At 68.4% G+C, this 22,159-nt stretch carries 23 protein-coding genes and 2 pseudogenes; 13 read left to right on the forward strand and 12 right to left on the reverse strand.

Annotated elements, in window-relative coordinates:
* The 8 genes and pseudogenes from H9641_RS19405 to H9641_RS19440 all read left to right on the forward strand — a co-directional run.
* Positions 1-187: pseudogene (locus H9641_RS19405) on the forward strand (hypothetical protein); the annotation flags it as partial.
* Between the two features lie 12 nt (positions 188-199).
* A complete protein-coding gene (locus H9641_RS19410; protein WP_168631482.1) occupies positions 200-421 on the forward strand; it encodes a hypothetical protein in 222 nt (73 codons plus the stop codon).
* A gap of 79 nt (positions 422-500) precedes the next feature.
* Entirely contained in the window at positions 501-1,322 is an 822-nt protein-coding gene (locus tag H9641_RS19415; RefSeq protein ID WP_225563477.1) for a Crp/Fnr family transcriptional regulator, read from the forward strand.
* A 130-nt stretch (positions 1,323-1,452) separates the two neighbouring features.
* Positions 1,453-1,692, forward strand: coding sequence for a heavy-metal-associated domain-containing protein (locus H9641_RS19420; RefSeq protein WP_154795784.1), 240 nt, complete (start codon positions 1,453-1,455; stop codon positions 1,690-1,692).
* A gap of 469 nt (positions 1,693-2,161) precedes the next feature.
* Positions 2,162-2,581, forward strand: coding sequence for a hypothetical protein (locus H9641_RS19425; RefSeq protein ID WP_013882306.1), 420 nt, complete (start codon positions 2,162-2,164; stop codon positions 2,579-2,581).
* A 315-nt stretch (positions 2,582-2,896) separates the two neighbouring features.
* Positions 2,897-4,837, forward strand: coding sequence for a heavy metal translocating P-type ATPase (locus H9641_RS19430; protein ID WP_191806066.1), 1,941 nt, complete (start codon positions 2,897-2,899; stop codon positions 4,835-4,837).
* A gap of 82 nt (positions 4,838-4,919) precedes the next feature.
* Complete coding sequence (locus tag H9641_RS19435; RefSeq protein WP_013882304.1) at positions 4,920-5,348, forward strand: cupin domain-containing protein; 429 nt, start codon at positions 4,920-4,922, stop codon at positions 5,346-5,348.
* A gap of 91 nt (positions 5,349-5,439) precedes the next feature.
* Positions 5,440-6,354 (forward strand): NADP-dependent oxidoreductase, encoded by a 915-nt coding sequence (locus H9641_RS19440; RefSeq protein ID WP_191806054.1) that lies wholly within the window; start codon positions 5,440-5,442, stop codon positions 6,352-6,354.
* 871 nt (positions 6,355-7,225) lie between these two features.
* On the opposite strand, the gene H9641_RS19445 is transcribed toward H9641_RS19440, so the two are convergent.
* Complete coding sequence (locus tag H9641_RS19445; RefSeq protein ID WP_191806055.1) at positions 7,226-9,169, reverse strand: heavy metal translocating P-type ATPase; 1,944 nt, start codon at positions 9,167-9,169, stop codon at positions 7,226-7,228.
* Positions 9,166-9,549: an ArsR/SmtB family transcription factor gene (locus tag H9641_RS19450; protein WP_191806056.1), complete on the reverse strand. Its 384-nt coding sequence runs from the start codon at positions 9,547-9,549 to the stop codon at positions 9,166-9,168. Before H9641_RS19450 ends, H9641_RS19445 begins: the two co-directional genes overlap by 4 nt.
* A 336-nt stretch (positions 9,550-9,885) precedes the next feature.
* Between H9641_RS19450 and H9641_RS19455 the strand changes: the two genes are divergently transcribed.
* A complete protein-coding gene (locus H9641_RS19455) occupies positions 9,886-10,944 on the forward strand; it encodes a PDDEXK nuclease domain-containing protein (RefSeq protein WP_191806057.1) in 1,059 nt (352 codons plus the stop codon).
* Between the two features lie 433 nt (positions 10,945-11,377).
* Here H9641_RS19455 and H9641_RS20405 read toward each other — a convergent pair whose 3' ends face one another.
* Positions 11,378-11,539 (reverse strand): hypothetical protein, encoded by a 162-nt coding sequence (locus tag H9641_RS20405; RefSeq protein ID WP_225220747.1) that lies wholly within the window; start codon positions 11,537-11,539, stop codon positions 11,378-11,380.
* A complete protein-coding gene (locus tag H9641_RS19460; protein ID WP_318244700.1) occupies positions 11,536-11,931 on the reverse strand; it encodes an NADPH-dependent FMN reductase in 396 nt (131 codons plus the stop codon). The genes H9641_RS20405 and H9641_RS19460 overlap by 4 nt, the downstream gene beginning before the upstream one ends.
* A 388-nt stretch (positions 11,932-12,319) precedes the next feature.
* Between H9641_RS19460 and H9641_RS19465 the strand changes: the two genes are divergently transcribed.
* The 4 genes from H9641_RS19465 (at position 12,320) to H9641_RS19480 (ending at position 16,018) form a co-directional block, all read left to right on the forward strand.
* On the forward strand, positions 12,320-13,060 hold the full coding sequence (locus H9641_RS19465) for an Atu4866 domain-containing protein (protein ID WP_191806058.1): 741 nt from the start codon (positions 12,320-12,322) through the stop codon (positions 13,058-13,060).
* Positions 13,057-14,448: an amidohydrolase family protein gene (locus H9641_RS19470; protein WP_191806059.1), complete on the forward strand. Its 1,392-nt coding sequence runs from the start codon at positions 13,057-13,059 to the stop codon at positions 14,446-14,448. Before H9641_RS19465 ends, H9641_RS19470 begins: the two co-directional genes overlap by 4 nt.
* On the forward strand, positions 14,445-15,083 hold the full coding sequence (locus H9641_RS20860; protein WP_251152025.1) for an Atu4866 domain-containing protein: 639 nt from the start codon (positions 14,445-14,447) through the stop codon (positions 15,081-15,083). Before H9641_RS19470 ends, H9641_RS20860 begins: the two co-directional genes overlap by 4 nt.
* A 101-nt stretch (positions 15,084-15,184) precedes the next feature.
* A complete protein-coding gene (locus H9641_RS19480) occupies positions 15,185-16,018 on the forward strand; it encodes a helix-turn-helix domain-containing protein (RefSeq protein ID WP_191806060.1) in 834 nt (277 codons plus the stop codon).
* Between the two features lie 257 nt (positions 16,019-16,275).
* Here H9641_RS19480 and H9641_RS19485 read toward each other — a convergent pair whose 3' ends face one another.
* From H9641_RS19485 to H9641_RS19520, 8 genes and pseudogenes are all read right to left on the reverse strand, one after another.
* Positions 16,276-16,497 carry a DUF2188 domain-containing protein gene (locus H9641_RS19485; protein ID WP_191806061.1) on the reverse strand — a complete coding sequence of 74 codons (222 nt, stop codon included), beginning with the start codon at positions 16,495-16,497 and terminating at the stop codon, positions 16,276-16,278.
* A gap of 81 nt (positions 16,498-16,578) precedes the next feature.
* Positions 16,579-16,992, reverse strand: coding sequence for a helix-turn-helix transcriptional regulator (locus H9641_RS19490; RefSeq protein WP_191806062.1), 414 nt, complete (start codon positions 16,990-16,992; stop codon positions 16,579-16,581).
* Positions 16,993-17,002: 10 nt separating this feature from the next.
* Complete coding sequence (locus H9641_RS19495; protein WP_191806063.1) at positions 17,003-17,596, reverse strand: hypothetical protein; 594 nt, start codon at positions 17,594-17,596, stop codon at positions 17,003-17,005.
* Between the two features lie 107 nt (positions 17,597-17,703).
* Positions 17,704-18,414, reverse strand: a complete 711-nt coding sequence (locus tag H9641_RS19500; RefSeq protein WP_225220749.1) for a response regulator transcription factor — start codon at positions 18,412-18,414, stop codon at positions 17,704-17,706.
* Positions 18,411-19,712, reverse strand: coding sequence for a sensor histidine kinase (locus H9641_RS19505; RefSeq protein ID WP_191806064.1), 1,302 nt, complete (start codon positions 19,710-19,712; stop codon positions 18,411-18,413). Before H9641_RS19505 ends, H9641_RS19500 begins: the two co-directional genes overlap by 4 nt.
* Positions 19,713-19,821: 109 nt before the next feature.
* A pseudogene (locus H9641_RS19510) lies at positions 19,822-20,055 on the reverse strand (helix-turn-helix domain-containing protein); the annotation flags it as partial.
* 30 nt (positions 20,056-20,085) lie between these two features.
* The gene (locus H9641_RS19515) at positions 20,086-20,652 is read right to left on the reverse strand and encodes a recombinase family protein (RefSeq protein ID WP_191806065.1); all 567 of its coding nucleotides are present in this window, start codon (positions 20,650-20,652) and stop codon (positions 20,086-20,088) included.
* Positions 20,653-20,806: 154 nt separating this feature from the next.
* Positions 20,807-22,159: DNA methyltransferase (locus tag H9641_RS19520; RefSeq protein ID WP_225220750.1), on the reverse strand; the 1,353-nt coding region annotated here is incomplete at its 5' end.

A 22,159-nucleotide genomic window follows, 5' to 3' on the forward strand; every position in this document is an offset into this window, starting at 1 on the left:
AACGCCCACCACAAAGCTACGCTGGCACTCGCCGCGTGAAACCACCCGCGTGTCCACGATCAGGGGTCAAGCCCCGGTCAAGTGGATCAAGTCCATCGAGTGGATCACCGACTACGCCGTGTACGGTGACGGTCGTGGCGGCACCCGTGAGGACGCCGCGATGCAGGCGTTCAACGGCCGGATCTGACAGGAGCAGGGCATGATCAGCACTATCTACACCGTCGCCGGCATGACCACAGCCGAGGATGCGCGGGCCATCAAGGACAGGCTCTATCTCGTGGCAGGTATCGGTGCCGTCGCCACCGAGATCATTCCCGACGGCGAAGCGCGCATCATCCTCAAGCACAAGGACGACGTCGAGCTGAACCGCTCGGCCATCGAGGCAGCCGTGCAGGAGGCGGGCGAATACACGCTCGCCTGACCATTACGGCTACCAATAATGAGACGAAGCACGTGCTTATTCGTCTCGGCGCATCTAGCATCACTTTCAGGAGGCAATCGTGAGCAGCGAACCCGGCTCCGCCGCATCGCACGGTGCATCCTCCCCGGTCAATTCGGCTACCGGCGCACCTGGCCGACGACGAGTCCCGCTGCGCTCAACCTGCGCCCAGCCCCATCACTGTCCATTGCCGGTACGCATGAAGGTTCTCGGCCAGGTGCCGCTCTTCGCCGGTCTGTCCCACGAGGATCTTGTCGGTATCGACCACCGCATGGTCTCGCTGTCCTGGGCTGAGGACGACCCGCTCTACACAGCCGGCGACGTGGCCGAACATCTCTACGTCATGGCAGCCGGGCGCGCCAAGGTCTCCCGCCCGACCCCGAACGGCCAGGACGTCGTCGTCGATCTCCTGGCCCCTGGCGACCTCTTCGGAGGCATGCACACCCTGGGCCAGCCCACCTACCCCGAAACCGTTCGCGCCCTGACCACCACCTGCGCGTTACGCATCGACACACGCGCTTTCCGCGATGTCATGACGCAACACCCCGAGGTCGCCCTACGGGTGGTGGACGACGTCACCGCGCTGCTAGCGCAAGCGCGTGCGGACGTCACCGCGCAATCCACCGCCACCGTCGCCCAGCGGGTAGCGACCACGCTGTTGCGCCTAGCCGAGAAGTTCGGCCAGGACAGCTCCTCCGGTGCCACATTGATCCAGTTGCCGCTGTCTCGCACTGACCTGGCCGGCATGACCGGCTCGACACCGGAGTCCGTCTCCCGGGTAATGAGCCAGCTCCGCAAGGACGGCATCATCGACTCCGGCCGCAGATGGACCGCCATCCTGGACGGCGACCGTCTGCTCGCCACCGTGGCCGCCAGTGCCTGAGGGGCGAGGACTCTCTCACGTCTGCTGCGGTTGATTGATGCACGTCATGGTTCGGTTCCTGGCCCGCTCGTAACGTCGTAGTCAGCACCCAAGAAGGGTGAGACCTCGTCAGAGAAGGAAGGAACACACCATGAGCACCACCGCTCCCACCACCACCCACACGACCCTGCGCGCCGAAGGCTTCTCCTGCCCCTCCTGCGTGGCGAAGATCGAGAAGCGTGTCGGACGCCTGGACGGCGTCAGCGCCGTGAAGGTCCAGTTCGCCTCGGCACGCATCGAGGTCGACCACGACCCGGCCAAGGCCAGCGTCGAGGACCTGATCGCCGCTGTGGGCAAGGCCGGGTACGTCGCCAAGCCTGCCGCGTTCTGACGCCCGCCGCGCCAAGGAGAAGGACAGTGAGCGTCATGGCACAGGCGGCGCACCTGCAGCTGCGCCTGGGCGAGTTTTTCTGCCCCTCGTGCGCCACCGACATCAACCGGCACCTGAAGCGTCTTCCGGGGTGCAGGCCGTGCACATCGATCTGCACTCGCACCGGGTTGACGTCGACTACGACCCCCGACGCTTGGACGTCGAGGACATCCTGGTGACCGTCGGCGGTGCCGGCGTTACCGCAAGCGTTATCTCGGAGGACAGCTAGGACCCGCCTCCACTAGGGCGACCAGGGACGTCGACCGGTGCCCAGACCAAGCGCGAGCGCACTGCCCGGGCGTCATCCCGCCACCCATCAGGGCCGCACCGGGCCGCCGGGCCCGTCAATGATCAGCGGAAGCCTGCCCGCTGCATTCTCACGTGTGAACCGCTGGTAGACCCACGTCCCAAGAACTCAGGAGAGATTGCTATGAGCGTCAAGCTTCACCATGTCCCGCCGCGCCTGGCGAGCGGGGCCTTCATATTGAACACCGGAATCACTAAGCGGTCATTGGACGTCGACGGGGCAACGGGGCTGCGGGACCAGGCCGCCAACGCGTTCCCGTTCTTGAAGAAGATGGACCCGGTCCGCTTCGGGAAGGCGTTGTCGACCTTCGAGATCGCTCTGGGCACGGCGCTACTAGCCCCGATGGTACCCACCCGGGTGGCCGCGGCCGGCCTAAGTGGATTCTCGGCCGCATTGATGGCCGTGTACCTCAAGACGCCAGGGTTCACCCGTGATGACGGAATCCGTCCAGCGCCGGCTGGCATGGGGATCGCTCGGGACGTCTTCATGCTCGGTAGCGGTCTGGGCCTGATGGTGGAGGAACTGGCAACCAGGCGAACCTGACGGGGCCGTCCCGCCATGCGCGTGACACCCGGCCCCACGGGCCCCGCGGACTGGGGTGTGGTCATGGGCGCCCGCGGGCCGAGGCTACGTGGCTCGTCCGGTCGCATTCTGAGCCGGACCAGCTAAGCGGCACCGCCGATAAACTCGGGGGTGACGCTCTTCATTGCGCCAGCACGCTAGAGCAGCCCCGGCGGCGGTGCACGGATGGGTGTGCGGTTGATTGACGCCGGTCATGGTTGCCCGGTGCCGATCTTCATAACGTCGTTGTCAGCACCCCGAACTGGGGTTGGACAGCTACAGGAAGGTCGAACAGCTATGAACAAGCTGCAGCAGTGGTGGTACGGCAGGTGGGCGATCCCAGTGGTCTCCGGGGCGCTGATCCTCATCTCGTTCTTCGTGGCCCGCGGCCTCGGTTCCGATGCGTGGAGCAACGCCTTCATGGTGGCCGCCGCCGTGGTCGCGGGTACCCCGATCGTGACCAAGGCAGCCCGGGCGCTCATGGCCCGGGTCATCGGCATCGACCTGCTGGTCTCGGTGGCCGCGATCGGCGCGGTGATCATCGGGGAGTACTGGGAGGCCGCCGCGGTGACCTTCCTCTTCGCCATCGGGCACGCCCTGGAGTCCGCAACGCTGAACAAGACCCGCTCGGCACTGGCCGAGCTGGTGGCCGTGGCCCCAGACGCGGCCGTGGTCATGCGCGACGGCGTGCAGGTGGAGGTGCCCGCTGCGAGCGTGGCCATGGGCGAGATCGTCCTGGTCAAGAACGGCGCTAAGGTCCCGGTGGACGGCGAGGTCGTGGCCGGCACCGGCGCCCTGGACGAGGCCTCCATCACCGGGGAGTCCATCCCCGTGGAGAAGTCCAAGGGCGACCACGTCTTCGCCGGAACCGTCGCCAAGGGTGGGTTCCTCCAGGTGCTCGCCACCGGCATCGGCGCCGACACCACGCTGGCCCGCATCATCCACCGCGTCGAAGACGCCCAGGACGCCAAGGCCAAGACCGCCCAGTTCATGGACCGGTTCTCCGCCTGGTACACCCCGGCCATCATGGTCCTGGCCCTCGTGGTCGGACTCATCACCGGTGACGTCGTGCTCGGGCTGACCCTGCTGGTCATCGGCTGCCCCGGCGCGCTGGTCATCTCCATCCCGGTCTCCATCGTCGCCGGCATCGGCCGGGCCGCCAAGGACGGCATCCTCATCAAGGGTGGGGAGTACCTGGAGACCTCCGGCAAGATCACCGCCGTCGCGGTGGACAAGACCGGCACCCTGACCAAGGGCCGCCCGCACCTGACCGACGTCGTCGTCCTGGCCCCAGCCATGGATCGCGCCCAGGTGCTGACCTGGGCAGCCCGGGCCGAGGCCGGCTCCGAGCACCCGCTCGCCCGACCCATCCTGGAGGCAGCAGCCGCGGAGGGGCTGGCCACGTCGGGGCTGCCCGAGGTCACCGAGCCCGTGCCTGGCAAGGGCATCACTGCCACCATCGGCGGGCGCCGGGTCCTCATCGGCAACGTGGCGCTGCTGGAGCAGTACGGCGTCGCGGACACTGTTGGCGCCGGGCAGGCCGCTGAGGAGCTCGCCGCAGCGGGCAGGACGGCGATGATCGTGGCCGTGGAGGATGCGGTGGCTGGTGTGGTCGCGGTGGCTGATGAGGTCCGTCCCGACGCGGCGCAGATGGTCGCCCGTCTGCACGACGCCGGGGTGAAGAAGGTGGTCATGCTCACCGGTGACGCCCCGCTGGTGGCGAAGGCAGTTGGTGCGGCGACCGGGGTCGATGAGGTCCGCGCCGGCCTGCTGCCCGAGGACAAGCTCGACGCGGTCGCGGGCCTGCAGCGTCAAGGTCACGTGGTGGCCATGGTCGGCGACGGCGTCAACGACGCCCCCGCCCTGGCAACGGCCAACATCGGAGTGGCCATGGGCGCCGCCGGCTCTGCCGTCGCCGTGGAGACTGCGGACATCGCCCTCATGGGCGACAACCTGCTCAAGCTCCCCGAGGCCGTCGGCCTGGCCCGGCGCACCGTGAACAACATGCGCCAGAACATCACCATCGCCCTGGTCACCGTGGCCGCCCTGCTGGCCGGCGTCCTCCTGGGCGGGGTGACTATGGCCATCGGGATGCTCGTCCACGAAGCTTCGGTCCTGGTCGTCATTATCAACGCCATGCGCCTGCTGCGCCGCCACCAGGACACCACCAGCGCCGTGGCGACAGCGCCGGCGCAGAGCACCACCACCGAGGCACAGGCAATGGCCCGCCGCCCGTAAGCAGCACCGGACCAGGACACCTCAACGCCAGCCGTCCCGGCCCGCCGCTGGAAACCAGCACTACCTCAGGAGGAAACACCAGGTGAGCACCGAAGAACACTTCACCATCGAAGGCAACATCGAGCACTTCACCATCGCCGACGTCGCCCAGGACAACCCCGACTTCCGCCGGGTGCTATGGACCGGTCAGCACGCCCAGATCGTCATCATGACCATTCCCCCGGGTAGTGAGATCGGTGATGAGGTCCACCAGAACACCGACCAGATCCTCACCTTCATCAGCGGAACCGGTCAGGCAGACCTCAACGGCCATACCCACCCGATCGAGGCCGGTGACCAGTGCGCCATCCCAGCCGGCACCCGGCACAACTTCCGCAACACCGGTGCTGAGCCACTCGTGCTCTACACCGTTTATGCCCCGCCCGAGCACGCCGCCGACGGTGCCTACCCGACCAAGAACGAGGCCGACGCCGCCGAGGCAGCCGGGCAGGACGAGCCCCCCACCGCCTGACGAGCACACCAACCACCGGCTGAAGCGGCCGGCCAGGTCAGGGACCACACTCGGCTCGTTCAGCGACCAACAAGAAGGAAGAAGCAACCCCATGTCCAAGGTGTACGTATTCAATGACTTCGGTGGCCCGGAGAACCAGCAGCTGGTCGACCGCCCGGCCCCCCCGCCGGGCCCGGGCGAGCTGGCGGTCAAGGTCCGCGCCGCCGGCGTCAACCCAATCGACCACAAGATCCGCTCCGGAGCTCTGGGCACCGACCTACCGCTGCCGGCCCCCATGGGTCAGGAGGTCGCCGGCGTCGTCACCACCATCGGCGACGGCGTGGAAGGCTTCGCGGTGGGCGATGCGATCCTCGGTCCGGTCGCCCCCGGATACGGGGCCTTTGCCCAGGACACCATCGTGCGGGCCACCGAGGCGGTGGCCAAGCCCGAGGAGATCTCCTTCGCCGACGCCGCCACCATCCCCGTCGCAGCAGCCACCGCCTACGACGCCACCCACCAGATCGAGCTCGAAGCCGGCCAGACGCTCCTGATCCTCGGCGCCGGCGGCGGCGTCGGGCTCATGGCCGCCCAGATCGGCCGGGTCCACCAGTTCACCGTCATCGGCATCGCCTCGGAGACCAAGCGCCAAATCGTCGAGTCCACCGGGGCCACCTTCGTCCCCTCCGGGAAGGGCGTGGCCGACCGTGTGCGCGAGGTCGCCCCCGAGGGATTGGACCTCATCGTCGACCTGATCGGCGGGGATGCCCTGCGCCAGGTCGCCGCACTGGCCACCAGCCCCTCGCGCATCATCTCCGCCGCCGACCCCGCGACGGCCACCGAGATCGGCGGCTCCGCCCTCGAGCGCACCAGCGAGGCCATGGCCAAGATCACCGGGGTCATCGAGTACGGCCTCGTCGACCCCCACGTCACCGCCCGCTACCCCCTCGAACAAGCCGGCGAGGCCATCGTCGCAGTCGAGACTGGCCACACCACCGGCAAGACCGTCATCGAGCCCTACAGCGCCTGACGCGGGCCGACCGGTAGCACCTGTGAAGCAGCCTTGCGCTACTGGCCCGTTGAAAGGTGTGCGCCTCGCCTCTACAGCCGCAACCCGCCTCGATATGGGTCACCAGGCTGCGGCGCGGCTGCTATTGACGGGAGAATCGCACCTACACGTCCCGCAGGACGGTGCGCCTGACGATGAAGGTTTGATGAGGTTTCTGTGGCGCGCCGCGTCAATGACTGAGCAGGTAAGGGACGCTACGGAAGGAAACTCGACCGCTGCGGTGGGGAGTTTCCGCATAGGGGTCGGGATGTACGGCGAGACAGGTATCTCTGAGGGGGTACAGGCGATCGGAGGAGACGGCGATGAGCACCATGCCGCATGGCGGGATGCACGGCCAGCACCACGAGGACACCCATAACGCGAACGACTGGACCAGATCGAGTCCTATCTGCCGGCGATGCGCGATCAAGTAGCAGCGCACGAGGACCGTGCCCGGGCAACGCTGGCCAGTCGCGCTGAGGCAAGACGGCAGGCGCTCACGAGGGCGAGTGGCCTGAAGGACGAACTGGGCAAGGGTGTATAGAGGACTCTTGCCTCCCGCAGCGGATCTGGACGACTCATCCGGCGAGCCAGTAGCAGTGCCTTCCGTCCGTATGCTGGGAGATTCGCCTCCCATGCAGCGCAAGTTCGACGCTATCGCGCGGACACTAGACGGTGTGGCGACCAATCCAGCTCGAGCCGAGAGATCACCGTCGCCCGAAGAAGCTTGTCGCTGGCGAGCCACGGCACCCGCGGCCGCTTGACCTCCCAGGGCTGTTGGACACCGCTAAACCGACCGTTTCTCTGACGTCGCGAAAGAAGGTTGTGCGACGTCAGAGAAACGTCAGTTCTGCTATGCGGGGATGGCGGCGTGGTTGTCCCGGGCCGCCACTGTCACAGGGAGGGCCCGGTAGCGTCCGGCGCGTACGCCGTTCGCGATGACGAAGACCTCGGCAACTTCGTGGACGAGGACGACGGCGGCCAGTCCCAGGATGCCGAAGAGCGCCAAGGGGATCAGGACGCCGATCAGCAGCAGGGAGAACGCGACGTTCTGCCACATGATGGCGCGGGTGCGTCGGGCGTGGGCGAGGACCTGGGGCAGGTGGTGCAGGTCGTTACCCATGAGGGCGACGTCGGCGGTCTCGATCGCAACGTCGGTGCCCATGGCACCCATCGCGATCCCGACGTTCGCGGTGGCGAGGGCTGGTGCGTCGTTGACGCCGTCTCCCACCATCGCGACCGGGCGCCGGTTCGCGAGTTCGCGCACGATGGTTGCCTTGTCCTCGGGACGCAGGTCCGCGTGAACGTCGGTGATGCCGGCTTCGGCGGCCAGGGAGCGGGCCGTGCGCTCATTGTCACCGGTGAGCATCGCGACGGTGTATCCATCGTTGGTCAGTGCTGCGATCACTGCTGCGGCTTCGGGACGTAGCTCGTCGCGCACTGCGATTGCGCCGAGCAGGGCGCCGTCGTCCTCGACCAGGACGGCGGTCGCGCCACGTTCTTGCATCGCGGACACCTGGGTGGCCAGTGGGCCGGCATCGATCCACCCTGGGCGCCCGAGGCGGACCTGGCGGCCCTCGAACGTGCCGGTGATCCCGGCGCCGGTGACCGCGGCGACGTCGTCGACCTGCGGGCGAGAGGGTGTCGTGGCGAGGATCGCGCGGGCCAGGGGGTGCTCGCTGCGGGCCTCGAGTCCCGCAGCGACGGCGAGCAGTTCCTCGCTGGTGCGACCTGGGGCCGGGGTGACCTCGACGACGGCAGGGTTGTTCTCGGTGAGGGTCCCGGTCTTGTCCAGGGCCAGAGCGCGGATCTTGCCGAGCTCCTCGAGCGCGGCCCCGCCCTTGATGAGGACCCCGCCCTTGGACGCGGCACCGACGGCGGCCACGACGGTGACCGGCACGGAGATCGCCAGCGCACACGGCGAGGCAGCCACGAGCACGACCAGAGCGCGCTCGATCCACAGCACCGGGTCCCCGGCCAGGGCGCCGATGATCGCGATGAGCGCGGCCGCGATCAAAATGCCGGGCACGAGCTTGGACGCGATCGAATCGGCCAGTCGCTGACCGCTGCCCTTGCGGGCCTGCTCGGCCTCGACGATGTGCACGATCCGCGCCAGCGAGTTGTCCTCAGCGCCGGTAGTGACCCGCACTTCCAGCGCCCCGGTTCCGTTGATCGATCCGGCCATCACGGTCGCGCCGGGGCCAGCCTCGACCGGGACCGACTCGCCCGTCAACGCCGAGACGTCCAGGGCCGTCGTGCCCGCGACGATCACACCGTCGGTCGCGACCCGCTCGCCGGGACGCACCAGCAGCACGTCACCGATCGCGAGCTCGTCAGGTGCGATGCTCACGTGCTGGCCCCCGCGCAGGACGGTGGCCTCGGTGGGCACCAGGTCCAGCAGCGCCCGCAGGCCCCTGCGGGTGCGCGCCAAGGAGTACTCCTCGAGCCCCTCGGAGATCGAATAGAGGATCGCGAGCATCGCGGCTTCCTCTACCTGCCCCAAGATCACAGCACCCACCGCGGCGATCGTCATCAGCGTGCCGACGCCGATCTTGCCCTTGGCCAGGCGCCTGATCGTGCCCGGGACGAACGTCGTGGCCGCGATGACCAGCGCGATACCCTCCAGGCCCAGGACCAGCCAGTCCGGGACCGCAGTGCGCGACAACAGCCACGCCCCAGCCAGAACGAGCGCTGCGAGACCCGCGGCGCGGATCTCACCGACCTGCCACCAGCTCACCGCTGCTTCCTGCTCCTCGCCCTCGACCTTGTCGTCCGAGCACCCGCACGCGTCGCTCATCGCGCACCCGCCGTCGCCTCGACGACCGCGTCGGTCCCGTAGGTCGGGCACAACGCGACCGCGTTCCCCGTGGCCGCCAACAACACCTCCGCGGCCGCGAGCATGTCCAACAGCTCAGGCCGAGCCAACGAGTAGAACACCCGCCGACCCTCCATCCGCCCCGCCACCAGACCACAGTCCCGCAGGCACGAGACGTGCGAAGACACCGTCGACTGCGCCAACCCAAGCTCCGCCGTCAACTCCGAGACCCGCGCCTCACCCGCCGCGAGCCGCCGCACGATAGCCAACCGCGCCGGATCACCCAACGAACGAAACAGCGCCACCCCGGGCTCCACACCCTCCATCGACGCCAGACACACACCCTGCTTCATGATCGACATGCATCGATAATAACCGACCAACGACGATCGATGCTTCCACTCGCCCAGCACCGGCCCCTGGCTCGACCATGCCGTCTTGTCGGAAGTCTCCAAGGTTGTCCGACGCCGCAGAACCGACCGTTTGTCAGGCGTCGCGAAAGAAGGTTCTGCGACGTCGCGGAACCCCGGGTTTTCGCCACAGATGACGATGAGACCCCTGATCTCACGCCAGCATCTTGGGCGAGTCAGGGGTCCCCTCACCACGATGGACGGATCTTGCCCCGGCTTCGACACGGACGTCGAGGTTCGGACGCCCCCTCGATGCTGAGGGCCGGCGGCTTCGGGCAGGATGTCCTCATGACGTCACCGGGACAGGACCTCGAGCCTGTTGGCTACGCCGCGCTACTCGCTGACCTGAAGGCGCGGGTGCGTGCGACCCGTGTCCGGGCTGCGCGGGCGGTGAACTCTGAGGTCCTCCGGCTGTACTGGTCGGTGGGGCACGAGATTCTCGATCGTCAGCAGGTCGCGGGGTGGGGGAGCAAGGTCATCGACCGCCTGGCAGCGGATCTAAGGCGCGAGTTCCCGGATCAGCGTGGTTGGTCGCCGTCGAATCTGAAGAACATGCGTCGCATCGCGGAGGTTTGGCCAACGCTCGAGGAGTTCGGCCAACAGCCTGTTGGCCGATTGCCCTGGGGGCATGTCGTGGTCCTACTGGAGCGGCTCCAGTCACGCGAGGAACGCGACTGGTATGCGGCACGCGCGGCTCAGGATGGCTGGTCACGTGCTGTGCTGGAGCACCAGATCAAGGCCGGTCTGCGCTCGGCGCTCGGTGCTGCGCCGACGAACTTCGCGGACGCGCTCGAGGCGCCGGACTCCGAGCTCGCGCAGCAGCTGGTCAAGGACCCGTACGTGTTCGAGCACCTGGCCCTGGTCGAGCGGGTCGCGGAGCGCGACGTCGAGCAGGCACTCATGGACAGGTTGCAGGACACGATGCTCGAACTCGGGCGCGGCATGGCCTTCGTCGGCCGACAGGTCCGCCTGAGCGTGCCCGATGACGCCTCGGACCGCGTGGATGACTTCTACGTCGACCTGCTGTTCTTCCATGTCGAGCAGCTGCGCTACGTCGTGGTCGAGCTCAAGATCGGTTCGTTCGAGCCCGGCCACCTGGGCCAGCTAGGAACGTACATCGCGATCATCGATGACCAGCTCCGCCGACCGGAGATCCATGCCCCGACGATCGGGATCCTGCTCTGCACGGGCAAGTCGGGCCCGATCGTCAAGTACGCACTGGCGAGCACCAGCGCACCTGTCGCCGTGGCCGACTACCAAGGCCTGCCGGCCGAAACCCGCCGCGTGCTCCCGACGGCGGCCGAGCTCGAAGCCGTCATCGAAGATGAGCTCGACCATCGACCGTAGCCCGCCGGCCGGAACCCCACTTCGAGGCGCCGATAACGGACCTTATGTCCGATAGCGGTCATTCGGGACGTCGATCACGCGCTCTCATGCCACCAGCCGGAGCTTGGACCGGTTGTCCGTAGCGGCTCGGCGGGCCCGGCCCTCCCTCGCCGCCACGAGCGTCTCGCCGGGCGTGGGCATGGTAAGCGCCCAACGCTCGGTGCCGCCGTTTTGCTCGCCCGGCTCGACAAGGACGACGACCCCGAGACCCCGATCGAACTACAAGTCCAGCTCATCGAACGCCAAACCGCATGAGGCGGATCCACGCCGTGAGCCAGGCGCACTCCCGATCGCGCATCCCCGACTCTTGGCATCGACTACAGCGCCTCTTTGCCTAGGAGTTCGAAGCTGTCAGCAGAGCCAGGCGCCCTGGCGTAACCGGCCGTCGTGCCGGTCAGTCGGACACGTCAAGGAGCATGGCCTGCAGCTCGCGGCCCACCGCCTCCAGCTCCGCGCGGTGCGGGCCCAGCGTCGCCTCGAGGTCCACAACCCGCCCATCGGGGCCGACGTCCGCGTCGCCGATCCGCGCCTCGACGTGCGCGCCCGCGACGCTCATACGCAGCCCTGCAACACCTGCGGGAGCTGAGCCGCGCCCTTGCGGCCTCCCCGCGTGCCGTACGAGAGCACGGACGCGGGCCGGTCGTGCCACTCCTCGTACAGGTAGTCGAGCGTGTTCTTGAGCACGGCCGGATAGCCCCAGTTGTACTGCGGGGACACGAACAGGAAGCCGTCGAACGAGGACGCGATCGCGCTCCAACGCTTCGTGTGCTCGTGCGCGTACCGGTGCAGGGACGCCTTCAACGGCTCGTCGAGAAGAGGCAAGCCAATCTCGGCGAGATCAAGCAACTCGTACCGGATCTGGGCATCGCGCCCGAGCACGTCCCGAGCCCAACGCGCGACGTCCGGGCAGATCCGCGACGGGCGCGTACTGCCGACGACGACGGCCACCCGCGGTCTGTCCATTGGGGTCTCCTCCGATCGGCGCCGCCGGTGCGCCCCGCAGCATGCCCCCAGGCACGGACGCGTGAAACGTTGGCGGAGGGCCAGTCTCGCAGAGCCGCGGCGTGTTCTCAGTAGCGTCGTCTACTGGCTCGTTCGCGCGCCTCAAGCCCTGCGGCACCCGCTGTCCCCGGCTGATCGTCCGCGGAGCCGCCTGAAGCTCGAGAAGGCACGTTGATTGAACTTCCTAGATGGGTGTTGACGTGTGTGGTGCGGGTCGGGGGTCGGGCCGCCCGGGCTCGCGCTCAGCGACATGCCACTCGTGTTGCCGGGGTGTAGCGCTCCCTGGGTGTGTCCCGGCCTTCCGGCCCGCGTCGGGACGCACGAGGGTGAAGCCATGCCCAACGCCTTTCCCTCCTTCACTGCCGCTGGTCTGGACGCCGTGCGCGCCGGTGCCGACCGGCCGCTGCTGCTGACCAACGCGACCGTTCACACCCTCGACCCGCTGATCGGCACCATGCACGGAGCCGACGTCCTCATCGGCGCGACGCTGATCGTCGGTGTCGGACCCGGGATCGTCACCGCAGCCGAGGACGACGGCGCCGTGGTCATCGACGCCACCGGCACCGCCGTCCTGCCGGCTCGCCTCTACGCGACCACCACCCTCGGCGCCGCAGCGCGCGGCACCGGGGCCCGGACGCTCGCTCCCGGATCCGAGGCCAGCCTCGTCGCCGTGCCCGCCCAGCACGCTGCCGACCTGCCCGCGGCGCTGCACACCGCGTTCACCCAGCCCGAGCACCTCCTTGCCGTACTGCTCGAGGGGCGGCCCACCCACTGGGCCGGCGAGTCCTTCGGCGGTGTCCCGGCCACCTCCTCACTGCCTGGTCGGCCTGCGGTGGACCCGAGCCGTGTGGGCGTATGGATCGACACCGACGACTTCCTCCACCAAGAGCTGACAGCCGACGGCCGCTACGACGAGACCCGCGGCGGCCGGCCGCACGCCTTCCAGGGCAGCTACTGGATCGACGGCGACCGCATCGACTACCTCGACGACCTCGGCTTCTGGGCCTTCGGCACGTTCGCCGACGACGCCCTGCACCACGCCGGCTACACCATGCACCGGAAGGACGCCCGATGAGCACCGCCCCCACCCTCGACGCACTGACCCGCTCCGCCACCGACCCCGACCGGATCGTCCTGCTGCGCGGCGGCACCGTCGTGACGATGGACCCCACGCTGGGGACCATCGACGCCGGCGACGTGCTGGTCCGCGGGGAACGCATCGTCGACGTCGGCCGGCACCTGCCGGACACCGGCGCGATCGTCGTCGACGCGACCGGCAGCATCGTGGCCCCCGGCATGGTGGACACCCACCGGCACGCCTGGCAGGCGCAGATGCGCCGCACCATCCCCGACGTCGACGACCTGGCCGGGTACCTGCAGTCCACGCTCATGCATCTGGCGCCCGCCTACGCGCCCGAGGACGTGTACGTCGGGACCCGCCTGGCCGCGCTGACCGCGCTGGACGGCGGCATCACCACGATGCTCGACTTCTCGCACAACTCACGCACCACCGCGCACTCGGACGCCGCGATCACCGCGCTGATCGACTCCGGCATCCGCGGCGTGCACGCCTCCATGGGCCCGCACTTCGGCGACTGGGACGGCCAGTGGCCCGCGGATCTCGCCCGGTTGCGCTCGACGTACGTCCCCACCGACGACCAGCTCGTGACGCTGCGCATGGCAGCGTTGGCCACCGGAGACATCGCCGGGCACCTCGCCTACGGTCCCGAGCTGGCCGAGGTCGCCACCGACCTGGACATCGGTGTGAGCCTGGACGTGATGTTCGGCCAGGGCGCCTCCCGGGCCGTCCTCGCCTGGCAGAGCCAGGGACTGCTCGGCCCACACCTGGAGTCCATCCACTCCACGGCGCTCACCGCGGACGCCTGGGCAGCGATGCGCGACCACGGCGTGACGGTCGCGCTGGCACCCACCTCCGACGCCCAGATCGGGCTGGAGGACGCCGTCCCGCCGGTCGACGAGGCTCTCGCCCACGGCATCCGGCCCGGGCTGTCGGTGGACGTGGAGGTCGCGCTGGCCTCCGACATGTTCACCCAGATGCGGGCGCTGCTGACCCTCCAGCGCATGCGTGCGGTCAACGCCGCGTACGGGACCGGGTGCGAGCCCACCCGCATCACCACCCGCGACGTCCTCGACTTCGCCACCCTGTCCGGAGCACGCACGCTGCGGCTCGACGACCGCACCGGCTCCATCACCCCCGGCAAGCAGGCCGACCTGATCGTCGTGGACGCCGAGGCGATCAACACCATGCCGCTGCACGACGCGATCGGGACCCTCGTGCTGGGCGCCGACCGCTCGAACATCACCTCGGTGTGGGTGGCGGGCCAGGTCCGCAAGTGGGACGGCGAGCTCGTCGGCGTGGACGTCGACGCGCTGCGCACCCAGGTGCACGACTCGCTCGCCGCGATCACCGAGCGCCTTGCCACCCCGGTGGCCGGCCGGTGACCCCGCCGAGCGCCGACGCGTTCGTCGTCACGGGCGCGCACGTCAGGGCGACCCCCGGGAGAGTGGGACGCGGCGACCTGTACGTCGTCGGGGAGCGCCTGGCCCCGGGGCCGGCCGACGCCGGAACGGAGGTGATCGGCGCCGACGGCGCCCATGCCGTCCCGCTGTCGGTCGACAGCGCCGTGGCGCAGCTGCCACCTTCCCGGCGTGGCAGGTACGACCTGGTGCCCGGCAACGCGGCCACCTTCGCCGTCGTGCGTCGACCGGTCAGCGAGGCGCAGGTGCGGACCATGCTGGTCGTCGACCCGCGTGACCTGCTGGCCGTCTGGGTCGCGGGCCACCTCGAGGCGTGGGACGGCACACCGACCCGGCCTGCCGGGCAGGACGTCGCCGACCCGACGGTGCGGGCGACGTGGGTGGGCACCTGGCACGACCCTCACCGGGACCTGCAGCAGCACCTGCGGGCGGACGGCCGCTACTCGGAGACCCGTGGCGGGCGGGCTGACGCCTACACCGGCCGCTACTGGGTCCACACCGACCGCATCACCTACCTGGACGACTCCGGCTTCTGGGCGTTCGGCCAGCTGCTCGACGGCGTGCTGCACCACGCCGGGTTCGTGATGACCCGGCGCTGAGCAGCCGGCGCGCCGGGCACGTGTCCCGCACGACGCCTCGAGCGGCTGCCAGGGGGCACCAGGTCCTGGTTGGTGGGCTGCGCTGCCTCTACGGTCGGAGCGTGAGCACCTCAGATCTCGGTCCGTTCCTCAAGGCACGCCGCGGGCAGGTCCAGCCCGACGACGTCGGGCTGCCCGGGCACACCCCTCGGCGCGTCACCGGGCTGCGTCGCGAGGAGGTGGCCCTGCTGGCCGGCGTCAGCGTGGACTACTACGCCCGGCTGGAGCAGGGACGCGAACGCAAACCGTCACCGTCGGTGCTCAACGCCATCGCCAGCGCTCTGTGCCTCGACACCGACCAGCGCGAGCACCTCTTCCGCCTCGCCGACCTGGCACCCACGGCCCTGACCGCGGTCAGCGCGACACCGCCGCAGTCGCTGCTCGACCTGCTCGACGCCTGGCCGGCCACCCCCGCGATGATCATCGACCGGCAGCTCGACGTCCTGGCGCACAACGCCCTGGCCGGGGCCCTGTACTCCGACTTCGACCGCATCGACAACCTGGCGCGCATGACGTTCCTCGACCTGGCCGGCACCAGCTTCTACGCCCACTGGGACCGGGCCGCCGAGTCCTGCGTGGCCAACCTGCGCCTGGCCCTGGGGCACGTCGACTCCGCCGACGCCGTGCGCCGGCTGGTGGTCGAGCTCTCGGCAGCCAGCGCCGCGTTCCGCCACCTGTGGGCCCAGCACGACGTGCGCGGCAAGACGCACGACTCCAAGACGTTCCGCCACCGCGACGTCGGCGACCTCGTCCTCGACTACCACGCGTTCGACGTCAAGGGCTCACCGGGCCGCCAGCTGATCGTCTACCAGGCCGCGCCCGGCACGCCCAGCGCCGAAAAGCTGCAGCTGCTGGCCTCACTGCACGCTACGCCTCCGGCGACGCCCGCCACGTGAGCCGCACTCGCCCGGTCCCGCGAATGCTCGCCGGGCGCTCCACCGCAGCGACCGCGACAGCACCTCTCCGGTCGGCACGCGCAGAGCGCCCTTCCTATTAGCACACACATCCTGAACAGACCGAGAGTCCAGTGAAGGTAGCCGTCCCACTTCGGCTCGTAGCGGCACCCGCCCTCGAGCGCGCCCGGCGCGGGGATCTGCTCGACGACGCGCGCGAGGGCGACGTCGTACGGCATCGCCCTCGCGCCGGCCATGGCTTAGCCCGGGACGTTGCGTGGGTCGTGCCCGTGGGAGTCCTTCTGCGCGATCGTCCCGTCCAGGTTCTTGATCACGAGCTCGGCGCTCTCGCGTTCGGCGGCCGCGCGCCCGGCGTCGACGGCGTCGTCCTTCTTCGTGTGGTTGGACAGCGGCTCACGCTCGCCCTGCCGGCGAACGTGCCACTGCTCGTCCTGGTGGTAGACCTCGATCGTCACGGCCACGGGTGCTCCTTTCGTCGGGTGGATGCGACCACCGTGGAACGACCCTGCGGTGCACGCACGCCGCGACGGCGCAGCTCGTCGTCATCGACCCTCGCGACACGCGCGGCAGCGCCGGCGCCCGTCCGATGGGTAGACGACCGTGTTCTTGGGCGTGTACTCGTGCCCGTGCGGGCAGTGCGTCTTGGCCCGCTGGTGCGCACCGCCACCGACGCCGTCCGCGCTCCCGGTCCGGTACCACCGGTCGTAGCGCATCTTGCAGAGCCCGCGCCCCTTCGCGACCCTGTCGCACCCGTCGACCGAGCACGGCCCCGACTCATGCTCACGGACCAGCGCCGTCGCGGCGAACCGCTCACGCACACGCGCGGCCATGCCCGCATCGAGCAACCACCGGCCGTCGACCGGGCGCGGGAACGTCGCACGCAACCACGCGTACACAGCGGCCCGCGAGACCCCGACCTCTGCCGCGAGCTCCGTCGGCGTCCACAGCGACTTCACGACGACGTCCCTACCTGCTGGGCTCCACGGCCACGCCGCGGCGTCCCGGTGCGGTCCAAGCTGCGGCGCACCGCCGTCTGCGTGCGCACGGAAACTCCCGGGGCAGTCCCACCCGCTTCACCTCGAGAGTGTCGAGATAGCTGCCCGGGTGGTCATGGTTCGGGCTTCCCTCAAGGTCGTGCACGAGGTACGCAACAGAGGTCTCGAAGTCGCTGACCTCGTGCCGCACATCAGGGATCGGGATCGTTCCGTGCCCGCCATCGACTCGGCAGAGCTCCACGCGGTCGATGAGCGCGTTGTTCCAGAAGAAGTCGACCCAGAAGAGGCGTACGACGGAGTTCACGAAGTCCTTAGCCCAGTCGAAGTGCAGCTCGTTGCGCTCTTCTCGACTGTAGGGAGCCATCCCCCACGACATCGTGAGACCGACCTCTTCGCGACAGACCGCATGGCTGTGGTGCTCGTCGCTGATGTTGCTGTACGCCCCGCTAGTTCCGCTACCGAAGTCCCACCGGTAGTGAAACGACGGACCGGCAACCATGAGCCGGTACCAGGCATCTGGCGTGCGGTCGGCGATGAGCTCGTGCTGGATCTTGAACAGGTCCACCGTGGTTCTCCAAGTCGTAGGTGACTGTGAGCGTAGGGCGAGCCGCTGACAACCCGGCACCGTCGACTTTGTCGGATCTCGACAAGGTTGGGCTCGTCAGCCACGGTTTACGCCGGCGGAGCGACCTGGTTGAGCCCGGCTTCGTAGGCGGCGATGACGACTTGGACCCGATCTCTGCAGCCGGTCTTGCGAAGGACTTCCGAGACGTGCGACTTCACGGTCTCCTCAGAGATGGTGAGCTCCGCAGCGATCTCGGCGTTGGAGAGCCCACTGGCGAGTGCGCGCACGACTTGGATCTCTCGCCGGGTCAGTGCATCGAACTGCACAGGCACGTGAGCGGTCTCTCGGCGGGCGAAGTCGGCGACGAGCCGGCGGGTGACGGTAGGACCGAGGAGCATGGACCCGTCTGCCACAAGGCGCACACCTTCGACGAGGCGCTCGGCGGGGGTGTCCTTGAGCATGAATCCGCTGGCGCCGGCATGGAGCGCTTCGTAGACGTACTCGTCGAGGTCGTAGGTGGTCAGGACGATCACGCGGGTCTGAGGATAGTCTCGGGCGATCTGTCGTGTGGCTGCGATGCCGTCCAGGCGCGGCATTCGCACGTCGACGACGGCGATATCGGGTCGGGTAGCTGAGATGACGTCGAGGAGCTCGAGGCCGTCGGCCGCTGTCCCGACCACCTCGAAGTCGGCCGGGACCCCGAAGATCGTCGCTAAACCCTGGCGGACGACGGGCTGGTCGTCGGCGACGACAACGCGTCGCACAGGAGTCTCGTCGACCTGCAACAGAGTTTCGCTCCCGTCGATCTGCTCCGTCATGCCTCAGCCACCGGGATGCACACGACGGCGAAGAAGAGGCCATCCTCGATGCTGACGTGCAGGTCGCCGCCGAGCGCCTCGATGCGTTCGCGCATCCCGGTCAGACCGGGACCTAGCCGGAAGTCCACCTTATCGGTGGGGTTGGTCATCCGGACGCTGATGACGTCGGCGCGTTGTTCCAGCAGGACCTTTACGGGGGCGTGGGGTGCGTGACGCCGGGCGTTGGACAGTCCTTCTTGCACGGCACGGTACAGGGCGTACCCAGTCCCTGCCGGAACCGCTTCCCACGTGCCGCTGAGCTCGACCTGCTGACCGGCTGCGCGTGCTTCGTCCACGAGGTGTGTGACGTCGTCCGCGCCGGGTTGAGGCGTGAGAGCGTGCGTATCGGAACGCTGCAGCACGGACAGGATCTGGCGCAATTCCGCCAGGGCGCTTCGGGCATCGTCGCCTGTAGCGGTCAGGACGTTGCGCAGTTCGTCGTCGAGGTCCGTTCGCGAGAACCTGGTGCTCTCAGCGCGCACGGCGATGAGCGAGACGTGATGCGCGACGACGTCGTGCAGGTCTCGGGCGAGCCGAGCACGCTCCGCTGTCACCGACTCAGCCATGACCGCCCTGCGCTCTGCGACCTGAGCCGCCGCGCTGCGTGCGCCGTAGCGCAGGCCGGACCCGAGCGCAGCAGCGACAGCGACAGCCGCTGCGAGGTAGGCGGCGTAGCCCAATACGGTCCACCAACCCATGGGTCCACCGGTGGCTGTCACCTGTAATCCGAACCCCAGCACGGTCATAACCAGCGTTGCGTTCCAGAGGCCGATCACGCCGATGGCGAGCAGGTAGGCCGGCACCGCATCGCGCACTCGCGTAAACCCCGCCAGGACCGCAACACCAGCCAGCGCCCACCACCAGCCGAAGTAGAACGTGCCGTAAAGCGGTATCGCCACGAAGGGCAGCGCGGCCAAGACCGTCGCGATGATCGGCCGAAACCGCGCGAGCACGACGGCAGCAACAGCGGATGCATGCCCGGCCAGCACGACGGGCACGTAAGCCTCTGTCAGCCACGGCGCGGCGTCGTGCAATGGAGTAACCCAGGACGGCGACCAGGAGTAGATCTCCAAGCTGGGGTCATACGGGTTGACGACAGGATTGCGCGCGAGCTCGGAGACGACGAGGGCGAGCACACCCAGAGCAAGCACGAGACCAATCGCGCGCTCTCTGCGGGCCACAGATGGCATCGTCCGGCGTACAAGTGCCGAGAGGCGATGTCCGAGACGGACGGGCAGCGGTGCCGTGAGGGCGGTCATGCGTCGATCATCCCGGAGGCGGAAGCGACGTCACCACCCACGATCGGGGGATCTTGGAACTCCACGCACGGGGGAACACCGAACGAGTGAGGCAAAACCGACGGCGGTCTCAACCGGTCGATGCACCACCTGTTCGTGGAACGGCAGCGCGTTGGATGGTGCGGTAGACGGTGGCGCGGGCAACGCCGAATAGCTCGGCGAGCTCGCCGCTGGTGTGCTCGCCGGCGGTGTGGAGGGCCAGGAGGTGGCGTTGTTGGGCGGGGGTGAGTTTCGGCTTCTTCCCGCGGAGCCGGCCCTTGGCTTTGGCCACGGCCATGCCTTCGCGGGTGCGCATGCGGATGAGGCCCCCACCGCGCCGGCACCACTGATTACCTCACAGGGACCGGGCGTCTTGGGCCAGGTGGCGGTAGATCGTCCCGCGCGAGACCCCAAAGGTTTCGGCGATCTGCTGAACTGTGTAGGTCTTCTCGTCGTACATCGCCCGAGCCTGGCGGGCCTTGGTCGCGGTCATCTTGAACCGGCCACCGCCCTTACGCCCTCGCGCCCGCGCAGCAGCCAGACCGTCCTGGGTGCGCTCGACGATCAGGTCGTGCTCGAACTCAGCGATCGCGGCGAGCATGTGGAAGAACAACCGACCCCCGGGCGTCGTGGTGTCGATGCCCTGGGACAGCGCCTTGAGACCGATACCTCGCGCCTGCAGGCCCTCGGCGACCTCCTTGAGGTTGCGCACCGAACGCCCGAGCCGGTCGAGCTTGGTCACCACGAGCGTGTCCCCGGCACGCAGGTAGTCCAGGGCATCGTCCAGCACCGGTCGCTTCGCCAGCACACCCGAGGCGTGCTCGACGAAGACCTTCTCGCACCCGGCCGCGCTCAACAGGTCCGTCTGGCCGTCCGGGTTCTGTTCCCGGGTCGAGACGCGTGCGTATCCGATCGAAGCCATCCTGAAAATGTACCGCCAACGTCCCTCACGGAACATAGGTCACGGACACGAGCCATGAAACACGACGCGCCGACCAGCCGCCCCGACCGCCGTCGGTGTCTCATGAACGGTCGTTGACAGGACACAGGCGCGAGCGCCCGACCGGCAGCGTCTTCTACGTCGTTCGCACGTTGATCTCGAAGCTACGCAGGTAGTCGGCGTAGAGCCGGGTAGTGGCAAGAGCCGGACTGAGACGCGAGACGATCTGCTGGTACTCGACCAACGAGTCGGTGACGATGAAGGCGTGCGTTAGGTCCTCACGACTGGAGGCTGCTGCCACGAACGCGCCCCAGGCGCTGGTGTCAAACAGGACCCCGTAGCAAGCGGTGGCAGGGATCGACCAGCCTTCCAGGGATACCTCGCCGATGCGCTGACCGCGCGCCCCGGCGCGAAGCCAGAGCAGCGGCGCGATCGCTTCAAATCGTCGCCCGAGCGAGACCAGCGCGGGCTCCTCGTACGTGAGAGTGAAGAACTCTGCATTCTCCTGAAACCCGTCGGCCATCGGGAACTCATCGGCGAACCGGTAGTCTCCCTCGACGGCAGACCCGGTCGAGGCGGTGCCCGTAATGGCAGCACGGATACGCGGTTTAGTGATGTAATCGCAAATACCGAGCGCCTCCCACTTCTCATCCCCAGGATTAAGCCCTCGTGCCCGAAGTGCGGCCTGCTCAGCAGGGCCGACCTCGTTGTTGGTGACGCAAATGCTGCGCCGCCGACCCCCGTCCTGACGGTTGAGCCTCATGACGGCATGCGCGGTCGTTCCCGAGCCGGCGAAGAAGTCGAGGACGAGCGCGTCGGGCTTGCTCTCTACGAAGAATCGAAGGGCGTCTTCTACTGCATAGAGCGATTTGGGGAAGGGGAACTTGCGATCGGGCAAGAACTGGCTCAGCAGACCTGTGCCCTGCTCGGACGCGTTGTGTGAAGCAACCTTCCACTGAGTCGGAGCAACCCGGCGAGTATCCCTCGCCCCGACAGCAACGAGCGACCCGTCCGCAGCTCGGCCCGTGATGGAGAACTGGTCGGACAGCACTGCGGCGTACGCGCCATCCGGCAGGTAGTTGATGACGTATCCGTAGTTCGTCTGTCGCCCCAGGCGCACGCGACCCTGCTCGAGGCGCGACCGCAGCTCACCCGGCGAGACCTGCCAGCGCCCCTCGTCTCCGTTGCGCCGAATCGGCAGGACCGCAGTAAGCCCTTCGAGCTCGGGCGCCTCGCTCTCCCCCTGTGGCAGCGGCTCGCCGATGTGGACGATTTGGGGTCCAGCTGGGTCTACGTAGATGGGGAAGAACATCCCAGGCCGATCAGCACGCGCAGAATTTGAGCCACGTCTCATCATCGACGTCCACTCCGGAGTTTGCAGAGATCCCTTCCCCTCATTTTCATCGATCTCTGAGGCGTTCTCACCAGGCGCGGTGATGTGATCGGCGCGACGGCGCGCTGACCTGCAGGTTCGTTCGGTCGTGAGTTT

The sequence above is a fragment of the Oerskovia merdavium genome (assembly GCF_014836755.1).
In the GTDB taxonomy this organism is placed as follows: domain Bacteria; phylum Actinomycetota; class Actinomycetes; order Actinomycetales; family Cellulomonadaceae; genus Oerskovia; species Oerskovia merdavium.

Bases quoted from the DNA above. Each gene is read 5' to 3' on its own strand.
- H9641_RS19410 (WP_168631482.1), top strand. From the start codon at position 200: ATGATCAGCACTATCTACACCGTCGCCGGCATGACCACAGCCGAGGAT.
- H9641_RS19420 (WP_154795784.1), top strand. From the start codon at position 1,453: ATGAGCACCACCGCTCCCACCACCACCCACACGACCCTGCGCGCCGAA.
- H9641_RS19425 (WP_013882306.1), top strand. From the start codon at position 2,162: ATGAGCGTCAAGCTTCACCATGTCCCGCCGCGCCTGGCGAGCGGGGCC.
- H9641_RS19430 (WP_191806066.1), top strand. From the start codon at position 2,897: ATGAACAAGCTGCAGCAGTGGTGGTACGGCAGGTGGGCGATCCCAGTG.
- H9641_RS19440 (WP_191806054.1), top strand. From the start codon at position 5,440: ATGTCCAAGGTGTACGTATTCAATGACTTCGGTGGCCCGGAGAACCAG.
- H9641_RS19445 (WP_191806055.1), bottom strand. From the start codon at position 9,169: ATGAGCGACGCGTGCGGGTGCTCGGACGACAAGGTCGAGGGCGAGGAG.
- H9641_RS19450 (WP_191806056.1), bottom strand. From the start codon at position 9,549: ATGTCGATCATGAAGCAGGGTGTGTGTCTGGCGTCGATGGAGGGTGTG.
- H9641_RS19455 (WP_191806057.1), top strand. From the start codon at position 9,886: ATGACGTCACCGGGACAGGACCTCGAGCCTGTTGGCTACGCCGCGCTA.
- H9641_RS20405 (WP_225220747.1), bottom strand. From the start codon at position 11,539: ATGAGCGTCGCGGGCGCGCACGTCGAGGCGCGGATCGGCGACGCGGAC.
- H9641_RS19465 (WP_191806058.1), top strand. From the start codon at position 12,320: ATGCCCAACGCCTTTCCCTCCTTCACTGCCGCTGGTCTGGACGCCGTG.
- H9641_RS19470 (WP_191806059.1), top strand. From the start codon at position 13,057: ATGAGCACCGCCCCCACCCTCGACGCACTGACCCGCTCCGCCACCGAC.
- H9641_RS19500 (WP_225220749.1), bottom strand. From the start codon at position 18,414: ATGACGGAGCAGATCGACGGGAGCGAAACTCTGTTGCAGGTCGACGAG.
- H9641_RS19505 (WP_191806064.1), bottom strand. From the start codon at position 19,712: ATGACCGCCCTCACGGCACCGCTGCCCGTCCGTCTCGGACATCGCCTC.
- H9641_RS19515 (WP_191806065.1), bottom strand. From the start codon at position 20,652: ATGGCTTCGATCGGATACGCACGCGTCTCGACCCGGGAACAGAACCCG.